General features: G+C 54.7%; 17 protein-coding genes. 1 reads left to right on the top strand and 16 read right to left on the bottom strand.

Going from position 1 to position 20,264, the window contains the following annotated elements; genetic code table 11:
- The 10 genes from PEH01S_RS21725 to PEH01S_RS21680 all read right to left on the bottom strand — a co-directional run.
- Positions 1-482, bottom strand: a 482-nt coding sequence (locus PEH01S_RS21725; RefSeq protein ID WP_164827969.1) for a Gfo/Idh/MocA family oxidoreductase, incomplete at its 3' end; no start/stop codon positions are given.
- 50 nt (positions 483-532) lie between these two features.
- Complete coding sequence (locus tag PEH01S_RS21720; protein WP_025852898.1) at positions 533-1,516, bottom strand: ABC transporter permease; 984 nt, start codon at positions 1,514-1,516, stop codon at positions 533-535.
- 1 nt (position 1,517) lies between these two features.
- Positions 1,518-3,020, bottom strand: a complete 1,503-nt coding sequence (locus PEH01S_RS21715; protein WP_025852897.1) for a sugar ABC transporter ATP-binding protein — start codon at positions 3,018-3,020, stop codon at positions 1,518-1,520.
- Between the two features lie 284 nt (positions 3,021-3,304).
- Positions 3,305-4,468 carry a Gfo/Idh/MocA family protein gene (locus PEH01S_RS21710; protein ID WP_246063027.1) on the bottom strand — a complete coding sequence of 388 codons (1,164 nt, stop codon included), beginning with the start codon at positions 4,466-4,468 and terminating at the stop codon, positions 3,305-3,307.
- A gap of 74 nt (positions 4,469-4,542) precedes the next feature.
- Positions 4,543-5,994, bottom strand: coding sequence for a CoA-acylating methylmalonate-semialdehyde dehydrogenase (locus tag PEH01S_RS21705; RefSeq protein ID WP_127487965.1), 1,452 nt, complete (start codon positions 5,992-5,994; stop codon positions 4,543-4,545).
- A gap of 35 nt (positions 5,995-6,029) precedes the next feature.
- Positions 6,030-7,037, bottom strand: coding sequence for a 5-dehydro-2-deoxygluconokinase (iolC, locus tag PEH01S_RS21700; protein ID WP_025852894.1), 1,008 nt, complete (start codon positions 7,035-7,037; stop codon positions 6,030-6,032).
- A 33-nt stretch (positions 7,038-7,070) separates the two neighbouring features.
- A complete protein-coding gene (gene iolB / locus PEH01S_RS21695; protein ID WP_127487963.1) occupies positions 7,071-7,886 on the bottom strand; it encodes a 5-deoxy-glucuronate isomerase in 816 nt (271 codons plus the stop codon).
- Between the two features lie 21 nt (positions 7,887-7,907).
- Positions 7,908-8,828 (bottom strand): myo-inosose-2 dehydratase, encoded by a 921-nt coding sequence (gene iolE, locus PEH01S_RS21690; protein WP_127487961.1) that lies wholly within the window; start codon positions 8,826-8,828, stop codon positions 7,908-7,910.
- 24 nt (positions 8,829-8,852) lie between these two features.
- Positions 8,853-10,718, bottom strand: a complete 1,866-nt coding sequence (iolD, locus tag PEH01S_RS21685) for a 3D-(3,5/4)-trihydroxycyclohexane-1,2-dione acylhydrolase (decyclizing) (protein WP_127487959.1) — start codon at positions 10,716-10,718, stop codon at positions 8,853-8,855.
- Positions 10,719-11,040: 322 nt separating this feature from the next.
- A complete protein-coding gene (locus PEH01S_RS21680; protein ID WP_281281508.1) occupies positions 11,041-12,723 on the bottom strand; it encodes a methyl-accepting chemotaxis protein in 1,683 nt (560 codons plus the stop codon).
- Positions 12,724-12,948: 225 nt separating this feature from the next.
- Here PEH01S_RS21680 and PEH01S_RS21675 point away from each other — a divergent pair, with 225 nt between their 5' ends.
- A complete protein-coding gene (locus tag PEH01S_RS21675) occupies positions 12,949-13,284 on the top strand; it encodes a hypothetical protein (protein ID WP_025852889.1) in 336 nt (111 codons plus the stop codon).
- 710 nt (positions 13,285-13,994) lie between these two features.
- Here the strand turns inward: PEH01S_RS21675 and PEH01S_RS21670 are convergent.
- From PEH01S_RS21670 to PEH01S_RS21645, 6 genes are all read right to left on the bottom strand, one after another.
- Complete coding sequence (locus tag PEH01S_RS21670) at positions 13,995-14,915, bottom strand: DUF4180 domain-containing protein (RefSeq protein WP_127487955.1); 921 nt, start codon at positions 14,913-14,915, stop codon at positions 13,995-13,997.
- Positions 14,916-15,089: 174 nt separating this feature from the next.
- Positions 15,090-15,404: a type II toxin-antitoxin system RelE/ParE family toxin gene (locus PEH01S_RS21665; RefSeq protein ID WP_025852886.1), complete on the bottom strand. Its 315-nt coding sequence runs from the start codon at positions 15,402-15,404 to the stop codon at positions 15,090-15,092.
- Positions 15,388-15,660, bottom strand: coding sequence for a type II toxin-antitoxin system Phd/YefM family antitoxin (locus PEH01S_RS21660; protein WP_025852885.1), 273 nt, complete (start codon positions 15,658-15,660; stop codon positions 15,388-15,390). Before PEH01S_RS21660 ends, PEH01S_RS21665 begins: the two co-directional genes overlap by 17 nt.
- A gap of 432 nt (positions 15,661-16,092) precedes the next feature.
- Entirely contained in the window at positions 16,093-16,737 is a 645-nt protein-coding gene (locus PEH01S_RS21655; RefSeq protein WP_025852884.1) for a pyridoxamine 5'-phosphate oxidase family protein, read from the bottom strand.
- 79 nt (positions 16,738-16,816) lie between these two features.
- Positions 16,817-18,136, bottom strand: coding sequence for an AAA family ATPase (locus tag PEH01S_RS21650; protein WP_127487953.1), 1,320 nt, complete (start codon positions 18,134-18,136; stop codon positions 16,817-16,819).
- 37 nt (positions 18,137-18,173) lie between these two features.
- Positions 18,174-19,616 (bottom strand): RtcB family protein, encoded by a 1,443-nt coding sequence (locus PEH01S_RS21645; RefSeq protein ID WP_127487951.1) that lies wholly within the window; start codon positions 19,614-19,616, stop codon positions 18,174-18,176.
- Positions 19,617-20,264: the final 648 nt, after the last annotated feature.

The following is a 20,264-nucleotide window of genomic DNA, read 5'->3' as shown; positions in this document are numbered from 1 at the left end:
GGCGAGCCGGGGTCGCGGGAGACGCCCTTGTAATAAATCGGCTTGCCGATATCGCCGCGTGCGATTCTTTTCTTCGCCTCAGCGTAAGCGGGGTCAAACCTTCTCATGAACCCGACCTGGCAGACGACCTTCGTTTCTTCGAGGACGCGGAGGACGTCCGAGGCTTCCTGCAGATCGACCGTCAGAGGCTTCTCCACAAAAATATGCTTGCCGTTGCGTGCAGCCTGCGAGATCATGTCGGCATGCGTACTTGTCGGAGACGCGATAACGACCGCATCGATCGAGTCGTCCTCGAACACTTCATTCAAGTTCCCCGTGTACCGGTCTACGCCGAGCTCTCCGGCCACCTTGGCCGCATGAGCCGTTTGCGGATCGGCCACGCATACGAGCTTGGCTCCCTTCACCTTCGAGGCTACATTTTCCGCGTGCCAGTAGCCCAATCTTCCAAGCCCCAGCACCGCGCAGCGAATCGGTTTTTCCATTGTGTTCTCTCCTTGTACGGGTTTCGGTGATTTCGAAATGATGCCGCCGTCTATTTCTTGAAGGAGCGCTGGCGCAGCACGTCCACATAAACCGCCGCTACGATAACCAAACCGATGATCGCCATCTGAAAGTCGGCGGAGACGTTAAGCAGATTCAAGCCGTTGCGGAGCACCGCGATAATCGTGGCGCCGATCAGCGTGCCCCAGACCGTGCCGACGCCGCCGAAGAAGCTTGCGCCGCCAATGATGACCGCAGCGATCGCATCCAATTCGTAGCCCATTCCGGCCAGCGGAAACGCCGAGTTGACGCGCCCGACCATAACCAGTCCGGCCAAACCGGCCATCAAGCCGCTCAAGGTGTAGACGATGACGAGAATTTTATTCACGTTAATCCCGGACAGACGGGCCGTTTCCTTGTTCCCGCCGATCGCGTAGATGTAGCGCCCTGTCGAAGTGCGGTTCAAGAAAATATCGAAGAGAATATAAACGACGATGACCAGAATAAAACTGAACGGCACGGGACCGATGAACTCGCTGCCTGCGAATTGGATCGGCGCGGCGAAGCCGGCAATCGGGGCCGCTCCGGTAATAATCAAGGCGATCCCGCGGGCGATGTTCATTGTGCCCAGCGTGGAGATGAACGGATGCGGCAGCTTCAGCTTCGTCAGCATGATGCCGTTCGTCCAGCCGAGCAGCGCGCCGACACCGAGACAAACGACAATGCCGAGATATGGGTTAAGCCCCATATTGACGGAAACGATCCCCATGATCATGATGGACAGCGCCAATATCGAGCCGACGGACAAGTCGATCCCCGCCGTCAAAATCGGCAGCAGCATCCCGATCGCCAGCAGCGCGTTAATCGAGGATTGGCGGGCGATGTTCATCACGTTGTCCACGGTCAAGAAATTATCGCTTAGGATGGTCAATACCGTACATAAAATAATCAAGCCGATCAATGCGCCGAATTTGCTTATAAAACCGTTGGACTTGACTTTCCTTGCTTCGCTTTTTTCAACGATGACAGCAGACATCTTAATTCCCCCTTGTCGCGGACTTCATGATTTTTTCCTGATCCGCCTGTTCCCTGAGCATGTCGTCGACGATCTGCCCTTCGTTCATGACCAGAATGCGGTCGCAAATGCCCAGTATCTCGGGCAGCTCCGACGATATAATGATCACCACCGCACCGTCCTGCACCAATGAATTGATCAGCCGGTACACCTCAACCTTCGCGCCGACGTCAATCCCTCTTGTCGGTTCGTCGAAGATGAATACTTTAGCGTTCGTACAAAGCCATTTGGCGATGACAACCTTCTGCTGATTGCCGCCGCTGAGCTTGCGCGCCTGTGCGGCAATATCTCCGGGGCGCACCTGCAGCTCCTTCAAATAATCGTTAGCAAGCGCTTTCATCTTGTCTTTGTGCAAAAACTTGTTTTTCTTCAACTTCTTCAGGCTGGCGACGGTGATATTGAATTCGAGCGTCTGGTCGAGGATCAAGCCTTCGCCCTTGCGGTCCTCGGTAATAAAAGCAAGTCCCGCTTTGATCGCGTCCTCCGGGCACTTGATCTTGACCTCTTTCCCGAACACGTACACCTTGCCCTGATCGATCGGATCGACCCCGAAGATGCCCCGGGCCAGCTCCGTTCTCCCGGCGCCGACAAGTCCGGAGATCCCCAGGATTTGTCCTTGATACGCCGTGAAGCTGACCTCCTTGCTCGAATTCTTCAGCCGCAGCCCTTCGACTCTCAGGCCTTCTTCTCCGAGCTGGAAGTTCATTTTCGGATATTTCTCGTCCAGGCTCCGGCCGACCATCAATTGGATCATCTTCTCGGTGTCCGTCTCCGCCATGCTCAGCGTTTCGATTTTACGGCCGTCCCGCAAGATCGAGATCCGGTCGCCGATCCGCTTGTTTTCTTCCAGCTTGTGCGAAATGTAAACGATCGCAATTCCTTGCTTGCGCAGCTCCATCACCGTCGTCAGCAGCTGCTCGATTTCCGATTCGCTCAAGCTGGAGGACGGCTCGTCCATGATGATCAGCTTCGCATTGATGGTTAACGCTTTCGCAATTTCGACCAACTGCTGCTGCCCGATTCCGAGCGAGGAAACCTTGGCGTCCGGGGAAATATCCTGCCCGAGCTGCTTCAAATATTCCTTGGCCTTGAGCCGCATTGTCTTGCGATCCAGCAGCGAATATTTGCCGTTCTTCTTCAGCTCCCGGCCCAAAAAGATGTTCTCGTATACCGTCAGCTCGGGAATAAGGTTAAGCTCCTGATAGATCGTGGCGATCCCGAGATTCATGGCGTCGACCGGGCCGTTGATTTCCACCTTGTTCGACTCCCAGAGGATGTCGCCGGAATCTTTCGTATACGCGCCGGTCATAATCTTGATCAGCGTCGATTTGCCGGCTCCGTTCTCTCCCAGCAGGACATGCACCTCGCCCGGCCGGATGTCCAGATGAATCTCCTTCAGCACCTGGTTACCCGAGAAGCTTTTGCTGATTCCCCTCAGTTCCAATAAAGCATCGCGTTCTCCCATGTCGTAACCCCTTTCAAAAAGCAAAGCCTTTCTCCGTGTGTACCGCCAGGATGAAAGTAAGCGCTTAATCAAAATCTAAAAAAAATAATCCGTTTCCCCCCGTATAAGCCGCTTTACCATGACCTTGATAACGTTCCATTTTCCACGACTTTCCTTTATTTATCGGCATTGTCATTTGGAAGAGCTATCCCAATCGAGATAAATAAAGCGCTTTCCTTAATGCGATTATATCTAGGGTTTTGAGAAATTGCAATACGCTTCTGTGATTTTCTTTACACGTTTTTTTATTTGCCGACCGTCTCCCATTTTTTCGTGATGACGGACTTTTCCACGGCGGCCAGCACCTCTTGATTGGCCACTCCATCGTCAAAATTGGGCTGCGGGCTGTCCCCCCGGGCAATGCCGTTCATCAGCTCCGAAACCAGATTAATAAACGTATGCTCGTAGCCGATGATATGGCCGGACGGCCAGTAATTCCCGGCAAACGGGTGCTGCGCCTCCGTGCAAAGAATCGTGCGAAAGCCCTGCAATCCCGGCTCGTCGTCCACGAAATACACTTGAAGGTGATTCATATTTTCCATATCCCAGCGCACGGAGCCCTTTTCCCCATTGATCTCAAAACGGTTGCCGACCCGGTTGCCGCCGGCAAAGCGCGTCGCCTCGAAAACGCCCGTCGCCCCGTTCTCGAAGGTGGCCAGAAACGAGCAGGCGTCATCCACCGTCACGTCGCCCATGGGGGCCCTATCCGGCTCCTCTGACATGGGCTGTCCCGGCAGCGGGCGCCGTTTCACAATCGTGTCCATCCTGCCGACAACCTCGCTGATGCCGCCGACCAGAAAACGGGCCAAATCGATAATATGCGAGCCGATATCCCCGAGCACGCCCGAGCCCGTCAGCTCCTTCTGAAGCCGCCATTCCATCGGGTAGCGCGGGTCGATCAGCCAGTCCTGCAAATAGGTGGCGCGAAGATGATAAATTCGGCCGAGCCGTCCCGATGCAATCAATTGCTTGGCGTACTGGACGGCCGGAGCGAAGCGGTAGTTGTGCGAAAGCATGTGCACGACGCCGCTTTTCTTCGCCGCGTCCCGCATCCGGTAAGCCTGCTCCAACGTCATGGCGAGCGGCTTTTCGCATAAAATATGCTTGCCCGCTTCCGCTGCGGCAATCGCAATCTCCGCATGCAGATGATTCGGAGCAACGATGTCGATTAAGTCGATATCGTCCCGCTCGATCAACCGCCGCCAGTCGGTCTCGCAGCTCAGCCACCCCAGCTTGGCGGCCGTCTGCTTCAGCTCCGCTTCGTTGCGTCCCGCGATCGCCTGCAGCACCGGCACAGCCTCCGGCTCGAAGTAGAACGGCACGTCGCGATAAGCGTGGCTGTGCACCTTGCCCATAAATTTGTAGCCGACCATGCCGACGCGAACTTGCTTTTTATTGCCGTGGTTCATGCCGAAGCTCCCTTCTATGAATCGGACGTGCGGCTTCGCTGCCGCCATGCTGCGGCAAGCGAAGCCGCCTCCCCTTAATAGCGGGCTGTCACCATTTTTTTGCGCGTGTAGAACTCGACCCCGTCCTTGCCGTTGGCGTGCAGATCCCCGTAGAACGACTTCTTGTAGCCGGAGAACGGGAAGAAGGCCATCGGCGCGGGCACCCCTACGTTAATGCCGAGCATGCCGGCGTCGATCGTTTCCCGGAACTGGCGCACGGCTTTGGCGCTGTCCGTGTACAAGCAGGCACCGTTGGCGAATTCGGACTGGTTGGCGATTTCAATCGCTTCGCTCAAGCTGTCCGCGCGCACGATCTGCAGCACGGGCGCAAAAATTTCATCGTTCCAGATCGTCATGCCCGGCTTCGCGTGATCGAAGATCGTCGGCCCGACGAAATAGCCTTCTCCCGAAGCCGCTTCGCATTCGCGTCCGTCAAGCAAGAGCGTCGCTCCTTCTTCGCTTCCTTTTTCGATATATCCAAGCGTTCTTTCTTTATGCGATTGGCGGATGACCGGGCCAAGGAAGTTGCCTTTTTCGATGCCGTTGCCGATCGTGAGCTGCTTGGCTGCCGCAACGAGACGCTCGGCCAGCGTATCGGCGGCATCGCCTACGGCCACGACAACGGAGCAAGCCATGCACCGTTCGCCCGCCGAGCCGAAAGCCGCATTAATAATTTCTTTGACGGCCAGGTCCATATCCGCATCCGGCAGCACGATGGAGTGGTTTTTGGCTCCGCCGAGCGCCTGCACCCGTTTGCCGTGAGCCGCTGCCGTTTTATATACGTATTCGGCCACCGGCTGCGAGCCTACGAAAGAAATCGCCGCTACATCCTGATGCTCCAGCAGGCCGTTGACGACATCGTGCGCCCCGTGGACGATGTTGAACACGCCGTCCGGCAGGCCCGCATCCTTCAGCAATTCCGCCAAGCGGCACGCCAGAATCGGAGTTCTTTCCGATGGCTTCAAGACGAAGGTATTGCCACAAGCGATGGCGAGCGGGAACATCCAGCAAGGCACCATCATCGGGAAGTTGAACGGCGTAATTCCGCCGACTACGCCGATCGGATAACGGTACATGTTCGATTCCAGACCGGTCGCGATATCCGGCAGCATGCTCCCCATCATCAAGGTCGGCACGCCCGCAGCGAATTCGACGCATTCGATGCCCCGCTGCACTTCGCCGTAAGCCTCGGCGTAGTTTTTGCCGTTCTCCAGCGTCACCAGCCGGGCCAGCTCATCCCAATGCTCCACGAGCAGCTGCTGGTATTTGAACATGATGCGCGCTCTTCTCGGCACCGGCACGCGGCTCCACTGCTTGAACGCTTCTTTCGCCGTCCGGACCGCTTGGTCGAGATCGTCCCGCGAAGACAGCGGCACTCTCGCCAGCACTTCGCCGGTAGCCGGATTCGTCACGATATCTTCTTTGCCCGAAGTGGCATCCACCCATTGCCCGCCAATGTAATTTTGCAGAAGCTTTTTGTTAGACATGCTCTATGTTCCCCTTTTCTTTGTGGTTGTGTGGATTAAACGCCGCTATTCGCCCGGTGCTCCTTGATCAAATTCTCGATCTGCTCCACCGTCGGCATCGCATCGGAGCAGCTGTGGCTGGACACGACGATGGAAGCCGACGCGCTGCCGAACTCCTGGCACTTCTCGACCGGCCAGCCCTGCAGCAGGCCGTAAATGAACGCGCCTGCGAACGAATCGCCCGCACCGAACGTTTTGATCACCTGCTTCGCCGGGAAAATGCCGCCCCGGCTGCTGCCCCCGTCCTTCGTGAAGACAATGGAGCCGTCCCCGCCATGCTTGACGACGACGATTTTCGCCTGACGCTCGAACCAGCGCTGCGCCGTCGCAAGATCGTCCTTGATTTCCGGTCCGGTTACGATTTCCATGACATCAAATTCTTCTCTGCCGGCAATAATGACATCGCACTGCTCGGCTACCAGATTGCAGTAAATGGCTGTCTCTTCCTTCGACTTCCACGTCCAGCGGCGGTAATCGACGTCGAAAATAATGACCACTTGATGCTTCCGCGCATATTCGATCGCTTGGAATACGGCTTCCCTGGACGGGCTTTGCGCCAGCGCCGTGCCGGAGATCAAAATCGCCTTCGCCCGCTTGATGAAATCCTCCTGCACCTCGCCCGGCTCCAGCTTCAGATCGGCCACGTTGTCACGGTACATCAGGATGCTGCAATCGGTCGGCGACTTGATTTCGGTAAACGCCAGTCCCGTCACCGCGCCGGTATGATCAGTCACCACATTGCGCGTATCGATGTTCAGCTTGTGCAGGTAGCTCTTGATGAAACGGCCGAATTGATCGTCCGATACTTTGCCGATAAAACCCGTGCGCGCGCCTAATTTGGCCAACGCAATCGTAATGTTGGCGGGCGATCCGCCTACATATTTCGTAAAGGTAAGCGTTTCCTCCATCGGCCGGTTAATCTCGTTGGCGTTCAGGTCAATGCACAGCCGGCCAAGCCCGATAAAATCCAGCTCCCGGTCCTGCCGGAACGTGATATGATTCATCTCTCGTCGCACCTCCGTCGTATGCGCTTGGATTTATTTTTGGGGATTCGTCATCAGCCATTCGTGCGCCGGATCGTTATAAAACCGCCAGGTGCGCACCGGACCCGCCATCACGTTCAAATAGTAGACATCGTACCCCGGAGGGGCGGACACGGGATGGAAGCCTTTAGGCACCAGCACGGCGTCCCCGTTTTTCACGATCATCGTTTCATCCAGCTCTCCGTCGAGCGTGTACACCCTTTGCACGGCAAAGCCTTCAGCCGGGTTGATTTTATGGTAATACGTTTCTTCAAGATACGATTCGCTCGGCAAATTGTCCTGATCATGCTTATGCGGCGGGTAGCTGGACCAATGCCCATTCGGGGTAAATACCTCGACCACAAGCAGGCTGTCCGCAGGCGACTGCTCCGGCAAAATGTTATGGATATGCCGCTCGATATTTCCGTAGCCTCTCGTCTCCACTCCGACCTGATCGGGAGCAATGAGTCTCGCCGGATGACTGCCGTAGCCCGGCGCCGCACATACGGCCAGCTCCAGCTCCGTCGTCGCCGTTACTTCGAAGAAATCGCCGTTCGGGACATACACGCTGTACGGAGGGATTTGCTCGAACACGCTCATGCGCTGCCCGATGTTGTTCAGCTTTAGCTCGGAGGTCGCCACATCCGCCTTGCCCGACAGCAGCACCAGGCACACCTCTTGGTCGCCCGTTTCCTTCTTCAAGCGCTGTCCCGGGTTCAGCCGGTACACTTCAAAGCCGACATAGGTCCAGCCCGCCGATGCCGGCGTAATCGCGAGTACGTTCCCTTGCTCGTCCGCCGTCTTGCGGCTCGGCACAATAAGATCCGCCATCTGAAAACATTCCCCTTCCCGTTATCCCGAAATGTTGGTCGTTAAATCGCTGACGATCGCAGCAATATATTCCTTCGACTTCCGCGCGTATTCCACCGGATTAGCCACGGACGGGTCCTGCTCCGCTTCGATGATCATCCAGCCGTCGTAACCGCGGGCGAACAACTCCCGGAAAATCGGAGCGAAATCGATGCATCCGTCCCCCGGAACCGTATAGACGCCCTGGATCACCGCCGACTGGAACGGAATCTTGTCCCGCCTTACCCGGTCGAGCACGTCCTGACGCACGTCCTTAAGATGCACATACGCGATCCGGTCGGCGTACCGCTGCAGCAGCGCAAGCGGGTCGGCGCCGCCGTAGTAAGCGTGGCCCGTATCGTAAAGCATATGAACCAGCTCGGGGTCGGTCGTGGCCATCAAGCGGTCGATTTCCTCCGGACGCTCGACATTCGTGCCGATGTGGTAGTGGTACACCAGCTTCATGCCATGCTCGCGGCAAATTTCCCCGGCTTGATGCAGGCCGTCCACCATATGATTCCATTCCTCGTCGGTAAAAGGAATCACGTCCCGGTCCCCGGGCGACCGTCTCGGGTCGCCGATAATCGATCCTCCGAGCTCGCACGTGACGACATGCTGGCTGCCCATTTTTTGCAGAAATTGCACATGCTTGCGGTAAGCCTCCAGCTCCGCCTCCCGATAGCCCGGGTCCGAAAAAAGCACGCCCTTCCACTGCGAGGTCATCCGAATGCCTTTCTCCGCCAAGGCTTCCCGCAGCACGTCCGGATCTTTCGGGAATTTGCGGCAGTTCTCCGTCGCAACGAAGCCGAGAGACGCGAAATCGGTCACCAGATCTTCGAATGTATAATGATCCCCTAATTCAAGCACATCTTCATTCACCCAGTTAATCGGGGAAATTCCCAGCTTCAAGCGATCGATGTTCATATGCAGGCCCCTTCTTAATAAAAATTAAATTTCCTTCGCGACTTCAAGCTTTTGCCGCATCGTATCGTAGGCTTGATGCACCTTCTCGCTCTCCGATACTTCCGCCACGCCGACGCGCCACCACGATTCGTAGCCGTCCGTATTCGTGCCCGGGAGCACCTTGATTTCGATCAAGGTAGAGACGGTTTGCTCCTTCGCGCTCTTCAAAGCTTCCTTCAGCTCGTCAATCGTGCGCACCGAGTAGGTCTTGACGCCGAGCGCCCGCGCATAGAGCGAGAAGTCGACCGGCATATAGTCGCCTGTCAGCCTGTTCGTGTCGGCGGAGCGGTAGCGGAATTCGTTGCCGAAGCCCTGGCTGCCGTGTCCGCGCTGGAGATTATGAATGCACTGATAGCCGTGGTTATCGAGAAGCAGCACGTTGATTTTTCGCCCTTCCTGGATACTGGTCAGCAGCTCGGAATGGAGCATCAGGAAGCTGCCGTCGCCGACGAACGCATACACCTCGCGACCGGGATCGGCCAGCTTCACGCCAAGCGCCCCCGATACTTCATAGCCCATGCAGGAAAAGCCGTATTCCATATGGTACGTATTCGGGCTGCTGCATCTCCACAGCCGGTGAAGGTCGCCGGGCAGGCTGCCCGCAGCGCATACGATCACGTCGCTTGGATGGAGCGACGCGTTGATCTCGCCGATGACCCTCGTCTGCGACAAACCGTCCGGCAGCTCCATGGCGTACAAGCGGTCGACCTCTTGGTCCCAGGCCAGCTTCTCCGCCTTCAGCTCCTCAGCCGGGTAGGAGCTTTCATATCCAGCCCGCCCTAAGGCTTCCTGCAAGGCGGTAAGCGCTTCCTTCGCATCAGCGACTGCCATGAGCGCGTTCAGCTTCATCGCGTCGAAGGAGCTGACGTTAATGTTCAGGAACGATACGTCCGGATGCTGGAATGCGCTCTTGGATGCGGTCGGGAAGTCGGCCAGACGCGTTCCCACGGAAATGATCAGATCGGCTTCCTTCGCCAGCCGGTTCGCGGCAAGCGACCCGGTTACCCCGATGGCGCCCATATACAGCGGGTGATTCCATGGCATCGCGCTTTTGCCGGCCTGCGTCTCCGTCACCGGAATTTGGAACGTTTCCGCGAAGGCGATCAGTTCCTTCACCGCGAGTGAGTAGTGAACGCCGCCTCCGGCGATGATCAGCGGTCTTTTCTTGCCGCGGATCGCTTGAACCGCCCGGTCCAACGCCCCCTGCGACAAGGTGCGCCGCTCGATGTAATGGACCCGCTTCGCGAAAAATTCCGCCGGGTAATCGTAAGCCTCGCACTGCACGTCCTGCGGAAGCGACAGCGTCACCGCGCCCGTATCGACGGGATCGGTCAGCACGCGCATCGCGTTCAGCGCCGCCGTGATCAGCTGCTCGGGCCGGGAAATACGGTCCCAATATTTGCTGACCGGCTTGAACGCGTCGTTAGCCGAGATCGTGTAGTCGGCCGGATCTTCGATTTGCTGCAGCACGGGGTCCGGCTGTCTGCAAGCGAAAATATCGCCGGGCAGGAACAGCACCGGAATGCGGTTCACCGTAGCGGTACCCGCTGCCGTCACCATATTCAACGCGCCCGGACCGATGGAAGAGGTGCACGCAAAGATTTCAAGCCGGTTGTTCTGCTTCGCGTAAGCCATCGCCGCATGCGCCATGCCCTGCTCGTTTTTGCCTTGGATGAACTGAAGTGAGCCTTTGTCCTGCTCCAGCGCCTCGCCAAGACCCGTGACGTTCCCGTGTCCGAAAATCCCCATGACGCCTTTGACGAATTTGCGTTCTTGCCCGTCAATCTGGATATACTGGTTATCCAAAAATTTCAGCAATGCCTGTGCCATCGTTAAACGAATCGTTTTCATACAGGTCCTCCCCTTTATGAGTATGCGCTTTCCCAATATTCATGAGTAAAGAGCGACATTTCACAAAAAAACGTTTTCATTTTACTGCGAATTCCTTCAAGTAACTCACTTTATTCGGTGGATTTGGAATTTTACGTCGTCATATAATGACCGTTTCGGCAATAAAACCGCTTACAATTCGACAAAAAGCTTCAAGTATTTCGCTTCAAATCAAGAATGTTCATGTTCTTTCCAGAGTAAGCGCTTTACCTTATGTGTGATTATTATAACTCAAGCCTTCCTTCGTTGGCAATAATCAATTTCAAATGTGTGACGAAAGTCCCTATAATTTGAACCTATGAACCGTTCCCTGCAGCTCTTCGGCCATGGTCGTCAATACCGAGGTATTCGCCGACAGCTCCTGCACCGAAGCCAATTGCTGTTCGGTCGCCGCCGACACATGCTGGGTCCCTGCGGCCATCGTCTCGGATAACGAGGCGATCGATTCCATCGACCGGACAATCTCGGCCGCCCCGGCAGACAACCGGCTGGCATCGACGGACACGGCTTGAACCTGCTGCGTCGCCTCGTCGACCAGCTGCTTGATCCCTTCGAATATGCGTCCCGCAGCGCCGGCCACCCGGATTCCGTCCGATACCTCATGCGACGCCGCAGCAACCGAGCCGACCACCTGCTCCGTCTCCGCTTGAATATTATGCACCAGCGCCGCGACTTGTTTGGCGGACTGCTCCGTCTGTTCGGCCAGCTTGCGGACTTCCGCAGCAACGACCGCAAAGCCCCGCCCATGCGCGCCCGCCCTTGCCGCTTCAACCGCCGCATTCAATGCCAGTAAATTCGTCTGGGTGGCGATATCCGATATCACTCTGTTCAACTGTCCGATTTCGGCGGAACGCCGGTTCATTTGTCCGATCACTTGGTCCAAATTGTTCATCGTCGTCTGGATCGAATCCATCTGGCGGATGACAATCCCGATCTCCTTGTCCCCCGCCGATGCCTTGTCCAATGCAAGCCCGGCTAACGAACCGGCCTGCCTGCCGTTATCGGCAATGCGCCGAATGCCCTCCAGCATGCCGCCGATCGACTGTCTGCTTCTCTCTACGGATTGCACCTGCTTCTCCGAGCCGTCCGCAAGCTGCTGCATAATTTCCGTAATATGCTCGGCGGCCGTCCCTGTTTGTTCCGAGCTCGACCGCAGCTCCCTTGAAATTCCTACGACCTGGCCCGAGCTATCGTCGATTTGCCGAACGAGCCGCCGCAAGCTTTCGGCCATCTGGTGAAAGGAATTAGCCAAATCCCCGATTTCGTCCTGCCGCCGGACACGCACATCCTTGACCCCGAGATTCCCCTCGGCGATCAAATCAGCCGCCTTGCTGAGGGCTACGAGCGGTCTGGACAAATATCTCGAAAAAGCAAAGCCAATGATGACAGCCACGGCTAAATTACCCAGACTCACCCATAAGGTGAACATCGTTATATTGTGGACGAGACTCCGGTTCGCTTCCATCTCAGCGGCCATCGCCCGGTCCTGCCGGTCGGACAAATCCTGCGCGAACTTCATCATGGCAGCCCCCAATGGAACAATGCCGGTTCTCGCTTCCTGGCGCGCAACTTCGGCATCTTTTCCGGCCAGCCCGAAGATCTGTTCCGCTTTCGTGCGGTATTGCCGGTTCAGCTCCATGATATAACCAAGCTTCTCTTCCTCGCCGGAATCCGCGAGCAGCGTTTTGGACTGCGTCAGCTGCTTCTCGATCAACTCATTCGCCTGGTTCAGTTCTGCGATGTAAGCAGGATCCTGCGTCAAAAGGTATGAATTCAGGCTGCCGTTCTGCACGGCCGTATGAAACTTGACCTGGCCCGCGATCGTTTTCAGCTCTCCCTGCTTTTCGATCAAATCGGCATACGACCGGTTCATTTGCTGCAGCGAGCTGTAAAACAAAGCGCTGGAAATGCCGGAAATGACCGCCAAAGCCAAGAAACCTCCTGCCAACTTTTTACCGATGCTCATTCTCACCCGGATGACCCCCATTTTGTCATTGTGCTGGAACTCCTTTTGTTGTAAGCGTTTACCGTTTTTTCGTTGCTTTTCTTCGGATGACTATATATAATTAAGCTTAACCAGATGGTTAAGCGCTTTATTAATTTTAAAATAACGGATTCACCCGCGATTTTCAATCCTTTTGTGCAAGCCATATTCCGAAGAATATTCCACTTGATGAAGGAGCGACCTTGGATGAAGACGAATGAACCCGCCCAATTTGAAATGTTCCGCGATCCGTTCAAAATGCTGATCGTTCTGCTGAACCTTATCGCCGAGAAGCAAGGCACGGAACTGGACTACGAGAAGGTGCCCACGTTTGAGAACGAGACGTTTTTGATCCGCCATGCGAACGACGGCGATATCTCCGACGAGCGTATCCCTAATTTTATTTACAAAAAGGATGGGACGGAAATTACTTGGTATCAGTATTTGGGCCGGGATATTTACTGCAATAAAGACTTGTCCCGCGAGGAGTATAATAAAATGTTCGTCGACTGTATGGCTTCGCTGTATCAGTTGAACGGGTAACCTTGCACTCCGGCGGTTGGCGCTCTGACATAACGTGCGTCAGCCTGTTTGGTTTGTCCGGATCGCTTTCTGAAAGCAAAAGTAACCCCGCCGGCGGCAGCAGCGGAGTTAGAAAATAAAACAGACATATCTCCATCAACTTGGGACGATTGGACGTTTTAACACAGGGGCACCTGCTAAGCTAACATGCTGCAAGGGGCAAGTTTTTCCGGTGCTTCCGAATTAAAAGCAGCGTGCACAACGATGGCACCGGAAACAACCGCAACCAAAGCAGCGGAAACAGCCGAAGCAGCCGAAGCAGCGGAAACAATTGAAGCAACCGAAGCAGCCGGGACCGAAACAGGCGAAGAAGCATAGACGAGCTTCAGACGCACCGGGCTGGCCTTGAAAATGAAGCGGCATCGTCCGGCCTGCTTTAAAATCGGAAACGTTCAATTTCTGAAGCTCATTTTTGAAATCGTCCATTGTTTAACCTCCGTTTTATAGACCTCATAGATCATACTTTAAATTTATGAATTGGAATCCGCTCTTGTTACGATTGGCAAGCTTCTTTTGTCAAAAAAAACATAAAGCCATCATTCCCGATGGAAAGATGGCTTTGGTGAAATTTTCGCAATTATGTCGCCGGGCAGCGAATCGTACATGCCGTAGACCGTTTTTCCTACTGCGGATTTAGACGCACATTAGCTTTCACCGGACTTCACGTCATGTCATGAAAAGTTCAGCAGCCACTCTTCCGCTTCCCCGGCACTGCCGAATACCCTGAAATCATTTCCTTTGTTGGCTTCGGTCAGCAGCTCTTTAAATCTCCCCTTCACAACCCGTTCGTTCGTTATAATAAGGGCTGCTTTCACACGATAGTTCATGAATTTTTGCAGCATCTCTCCTGCCAGACCCGTTCTAAGGTTGAAGAAATCGTCGGAAAGCGCCTCCGCGTGAAGCATTAATAGATTGGTGTCATTTTCAAAGCATGCCGCGATCAGATCCAATGCATCTTGTCCTGTGCGCAGCGTCGTTTCGGCAGAAGCGCATTCCACGTATTTTTTCGTACCTCTTTCAACGACTTGAACCTTCAATTGATTGACCTCCTTCTCCATCGGAATAAGCAGTTCATTGCGCAGCTTTTGAATCCATTCCCACTCGCGTTTATAGAAATCGATCACATTATCGTAGATCATATCCCACAAGTAGATTTCTCTGGCGGTTCTGCCGGGAGAAAACGGGCCTCTGAGCTTTTTTTCCTTCTGCAATAAGACCTGCGTTCGGACTTCCTCTTCATATTTTGTGAGCAGGGCGTTCAGTTCGTCTGTGTTTAGCTGGTCCGCCCAAGCAAGCTGAATCAGAAACGACTTTTTCAAGTCAGGAGGTTCGGGCGTGGAAACCACCCAATCCTTCAGCTCGGCCAGTCCCTCTTCCGTGATCGTATAAATCTTCTTCGAGGGCGAGCTTTCCTGATGCTGAACTTCGCAGGTCACGAAGCCTTCGTCCAGCAATTGCACCAGCGATTTGTAGATCTGATTGTTGTTGGCCGACCAGTACATGAAAGGGGAGTCCTGAATGATTTTTTTCAAATCGTAGCCCGTAACAGACTTCCAGCTTAAAATTCCCAGAATGGCGTGCGTAATGGACATGAGCAGCTACTCCTCGATCAGTATCATATGTTAATAGTAACATAGGTTATTTGATGTTTCAATATTCGGTGGAAGGAAACTTGCTCTCTGGCACGGCAAAACAAAAAAGCCCTTCATTTCGAGGGCTTCTGGAACAGTTCTATATTCGTTTGTTGTGTTGGACCAGCCGTTTCCTTAAAACAGTTCCCGTAAATAGTCTCTTCGGCTGTGCAGGATCCGATGGATGATCACTTCGTTATTTATGATTCTGTAGAAAACCAGGTATGGCGAAACAACAATAAAACGATACCCGCGCTGTATTAATGTATAGTCATCCTCTGACAATACGGATCCCATATGGGGAAAATCAGCAAGTCCTCCGATTTCACGGTTCAACTTTTCCAGCATCTTTTCGGCGTTCTGCCGGTTATCCTGGGTTATATACGAGAAAATTTCATCCAAATCATCTACCGCTGCCGGTGTATATCTCACTCTACTCTTTGGAGGCATTCACTTTCCTCCGCATGTTCGTCATGACTTGATCATGATCCAATAGTTCAGCACCTTCAGCAACTTGCTTCTCGGCTACCAGAAGCTTGGCTTGCAATTTGATTCTGGCTTCCATACGGCGAAAAGCATCATGGCTCATAACCACCAAATCGGCTTCTCCATTGCGTGTTAGCACAACTGGTTCATCAATCTCATGGCAAAACTTCGAAAACCCGTTGTAATCCTGACGAATGCTCGTAGACGGCTTTATATGCATCGTTTCACGCCCTTCCCCATACCATTAATCTGACTATATTATATCATTATTATTGTATCCAAGTCATCCCGTTTTAGTACGTAATGCGCTCTCAGAGTGATAACTTAACGGATAAGGATCCTAAGCATACTTTTAAAGAAGCGCTACGCATTGCTCATTCTCTTCGCAAGAAAAGATCTAAATACGAGTCAGGAGAATACTACGAACTTTTAGCAAGAACTCTTAATATTGATACATTACTACGTGTTCCTGCATTTTCCGTCTTTTATACAGAGCTAACTGAAACACTTAGACGAATTAGAATTATTTCATGAACATTTTAAGTTACAATGACTTTTATAAAATTCACCCCAACATTAAGAGGCCGCTAAAGCAGCAGCCTCCTATTTTTGTTCCAATAACTATTGAAAAGCCCTTCTTGCTCCTACCTAACTAATACAATCGCTTCGTGTAGCTCTCCTGCAGCATTTGATCCACTTCATCCACTGTAAGCTCCGCTTTGCCCTTGACATGGGCGGCGAGGATCTGCGCAGGGGACGGTCTGTCGCCCTCCGGCAGCCAGGAGTCCGGCTTCCACAGCCCGGACCGCTTGAACGCTTTGGCGCAGTGCATGTAGCACTCCTCCACCTCGACTCCAATGCCAAGTAGCGGCTCCTTACCGTTCACGGCGGTCAGCTTGAGCAGCTCCGGATCGCGGGTAACACAGGCTTTGCCGTTCACGCGGAACGTTTCTTCCAGGCCGGGGATGATAAAAATCAGACCGATGTGCGGATTGGCGATAATGTTATGAATGGAATCCATCCGGCGGTTGCCGGGACGCTCCGGGATGAACAAATGCCGGTCGTCGAGCACATGCACGAACCCGGGAGCATCCCCGCGCGGCGAGACGTCGCAATGTCCCTCGGCATCCGCTGTCGCGATGGCGACAAACGGCGCTTTGGCAATAAACGCTTTGCTGTGAGCGTCAAGCGCATGGATGACTTTGTCCGCCGCAAGCTTGCCTGGTACACCCAAGACCGGACGCAAAGCTTCGAGCTGGTCTTCCGTTGTTATCCGCTCCCGAAATACATGTTCCATACCGCTTCACCCTCGTTCCCAGAAATATAAGCTCATTGTAACATGTTCCGGCAAACGGGGGCGAATCCCTCGGCGATATTTAGCCGCTCATAAATCCGACCCGGGACGATTTTTGATCGGAATGCCACATCTGGGTGCGTCCTTTGCCAAGCTCCGCATTCATCTCGCTCACAAGCTGCTCCACATCGACGGTTTGCTCGTAATGCTTGCGCAGCGCAGCCGATACATACAGCTCGCCGAGCTGCGCGAAGGTGAATCCTTCCGTCGCTCTCGCCGCCACCGCGACCGCTTCGTCGTCGAGAAGCTCGTGCAGCCGCTTCAGCCGCAGGTAGCTGTGCCGCTGATCTTCGTCCGGCAGCTTGATTTCGTATGCCCGGTCGAACCGGCCGGCCCGGTTCATCAGCGCCGGGTCGATTTTCTCCGGATAGTTCGTCGTCCCGATCAGGAAAATGCCTTCCTTGGAGGTCGCCCCGTCGAGCGTGTTCAGAAAATACGACCGCGCCGACTCCGGCATGGAATCGATATCTTCGATCACGAGCACCATCGGGGCCATGCGGACAGCCGCAGCGAACACCTCCTGGATCGAATCGCTTGTCGTATATTCGGTAATTTGCCAATAGGCAACCGGCGCGTCCACGCTGCCCGCGATCGATTTGACCAAGGTCGTTTTGCCGTTGCCCGGTTTGCCGTACAGCAGAATGCCCCGTTTGTAGGGGATGCCGTACGTTTGGAAAAAGTGCCGATCCTGTGCGAAAAACTCGTCAATGGAACGATAAATTTCCGTTTTCACGCCTTCGTTCATCACCACTTCGTCACGGCTTACCCCGCGGGTCAAGGATTCGCGCTCGCGGTCCAGCCCGTCGCGGGTGTCCTTGAATACGGTCACCTGCTCCCTGTCGTACTGCCGCTGCCGGCGGGACATATCGGTCAGGAACTCGGCCAAGCCCGCGTCGGATTCGGCCCATATAAAATCCTCATTGAAAATGCCATGCTGCCGGAACATCGGGACCCGTGCCATGGCCACCCGAAAACGCGGGTAGACAAACACATTATTGCGCACCGACGGAAACATGCGCGGTCCTTCCCCCTCCAGCGCGTCTCCGAACGTGAAAGTTCGGGCCTCCACCGTATCGAAGACGGCGCAAAGCCGTTCGGGCTCGGGATTCGCCGCCTGTACGTCGCGCTCCAGCTGGTCCCAAAGATCCTGTCCGTAATCCTCTTGGATATATAGTTGAAAACGGGTCCGGTAATGACCCTCCAGCCGGGCCTGGATGGACTGAATGACGAAGGCGTAATCGCCATACTCGACGATCTCGATGCCCGGTATGCCGTCACCGGAAGCGGTAATGATCGGCTGCGGATGGTTTGCTTTTTCGTTTATTTTAATGATAGAACTCATCGTAAGTGTATTTCCCCGTTTCTTTTTTTGTTTCGATTTAAACACCCTTGATGCTTGCCAGCGGCTTGCATTTGGCGACGACGGACGCGAGTCCGGCTCCGACTACGCTCTCGATGATCTGATCGACGTCCTTGTACGCCTGCGGCGATTCGTCGATGATCGATTCCAGCATACGCTGGTTGACGACGATTTCGTCCGCCGTCCCGACGCGCAGCGACGATTCGAACTGATCGACGGTTACAAGCCGCTTCGTCGCGCTGCGCGAGCGAATCCGGCCGGCTCCGTGGCAGATGGAGTAATAGTTGCGTTCCCCGCCCGGCTGGCCGACCATCAAATACGACGAGGTGCCCATGGACCCGGGGATCAGTGCCGGATGGCCGGTCGCCAGATACGGCTCCGGATTGTCCGGATGCTGCGCCGGCAGCGCCCGCGTCGCCCCCTTGCGGTGCACGAACATAGGCGTGCCGCCATGCGTTTCTTCCCAGGCGTAATTGTGCATCAGATCGTACAGCGTCGTCATCTCGAACTTCGAGCCGCAGACGTCCCGGAACGCTTCCCGGATGGCGTATGCGATCAGGTGCCGGTTCGTCACGGCATAATTCAGCGCGGAATACATCAGATGGACGTAAGCCGCAGCCGCTTCGCTGTCCAGCGGGGCAAAGATCAGCCGCGGATCGGCCGTTCCCGTCCCTGTGCGGCGCATCCATTTGCCGATCTCGGAGCCGCCGTACTGGCTGACCGCGCCGCCCCAAGCCCGCGAGCCGGAGTGGATCATGACGATGATTTGACCGTCGCGCAGTCCCCATTTCTCGGCAATGGCGCGGTTGTCCTCGTGAATCTCAATCGCCTGAATTTCGGCAAAATGATTCCCGCTCCCCAACGTTCCCAGCTGCCGGTGGGACCGGTGCCAGTACATTTCGGGCAGGCGATCCAAGTGCGACTCGTCAAAAGCAAACTTGCTGTGCTCCACATGTGTGAGCGACGTCGCTTTTTTCGGCGTGTAGCCGTCCGGGATGTACTTTTTGGGGAGACCGTGCAGCCCTTTGCGCAGCACGTGCTCCAGCCGGATGTCCGAGAAATGCCCGCGGGCATGCTCTTCGGCAGGAAGCAGCTTCTCGATCGCCTTGACCAGCTTGCGCCGCAGCTTTACCTCCTGCAGATCGTCCCGATGCAGATTTGTCAGGTGAACGCGCATCCCGCAGCCGATATCGCTGCCGACAATCGACGGGGAGACGTAGCCGCTCGCGGCTTCCCACACCGCTGTCGTGCCGATGCACGTACCGACGCCCACGTGTACGTCCGGCGTATAGCTCATATAGAGGCGGTTCGGAATTTGCAGATTGTTGTTGGCCATGTCGAACACTTTGTAATCCAGCGCTTCGAACAGCTGGTCTCCGGCAAAGACGTGCAGATCGCCCGCCGGCAGCTGCACCTTGCGATAATATTTTTCGTTTGCTTGTTGATCGTTGTAAGTAAACATATATGATGACAAACTTCCTTCCTGATTCTCTTATTCCGCTAAAAATGAATGCAAAAAGACCGTAAGCCATAAGCCTACGGTCGTCGTATCACGCGTCAATGCGTACGATAGCATGGAGCAAGACGCATTTGTGCGTCCGCTGCGCCGCTCTTCTTCATGCCGCTGTATCGATGCAAACGAAGGACCCTGCCGGAAACGTCGTTTATGAAACGAACGTGCCGGGGGTTGCCCTCGCTTACGTCGGGCCCGTAGAGGCCGATGGAACGAATTCCGATATGCGATTGTCGCTCAAACGGTCGGACAACAAAACAACATGGCGGATCATGCGGATCGGCCTCCTTTCTCCATTCAAGATATGGTTATCATAAACGCGACAGGGAAAGTTTGTCAACCATAAAACAAAAACTATTTATTCGTTATATTTGTTTTTTCTATTGCACCGGTAAATGAGGCCGGAGTGTTTACGGTTACAGGAGAGAGCTTTGGCGGATGCTTGGGGTTGCTTGAGCTACTTTGGGGATGCTTGCTCCCGTCCCTGGCTTGCCAGCCTATGGTTAAAATAGCTTAAAAACCCACATTCCCCCATCGTCTCTGTAATAGAGGAACTCTGATGCGTTAAGAAGGTCGGGAGAGCTGGTAGCAGGAATA

Origin of the sequence: Paenibacillus ehimensis NBRC 15659 (assembly GCF_004000785.1) — a bacterium.
GTDB lineage: Bacteria > Bacillota > Bacilli > Paenibacillales > NBRC-103111 > Paenibacillus_G > Paenibacillus_G ehimensis.
This window is presented reverse-complemented; position numbering and strand designations above follow the sequence as displayed.